The organism is Mediterraneibacter sp. 210702-DFI.5.30 (assembly GCF_020560115.1).
Lineage (GTDB): Bacteria > Bacillota > Clostridia > Lachnospirales > Lachnospiraceae > Mediterraneibacter > Mediterraneibacter faecis.
The window spans coordinates 1-244 of sequence record NZ_JAJCME010000149.1 but is presented as its reverse complement, the minus strand read 5'-3'; the positions used below and the strand labels follow the sequence as shown (position 1 = coordinate 244).

General features: G+C 69.7%; 1 protein-coding gene. It reads left to right on the top strand.

Annotated features, from left to right (window positions below; genetic code table 11):
* Positions 1–61 precede the first annotated feature (61 nt).
* A partial coding sequence (locus LI126_RS15045) for a hypothetical protein (protein WP_227165720.1) occupies positions 62–244 on the top strand: 183 nt, incomplete at its 3' end.

Below are 244 nucleotides of genomic sequence, written 5' to 3'. Positions count from 1 at the left end.
CCTGGCGCTGCCAGGTCCAGCCGGCCAAGGCCGCGCCCTGCAGTGCCAGGGTGATCGCCTGTTGCTGTCGAGCCAGTATCGGGAACTGCTGGGTGACAAGCATGCCCGGCTCGACTATGGCCTGGCCGACTGGCAAGCCGAAGTCCACCGCGACGACCGCGCGCGCCTGGCCAGCACCTTGCGCCTGCACTTCGACGGCCAGGTGCCCGGCCCCGTCAATTGCGAATTGCGCCTGCGCCATGGC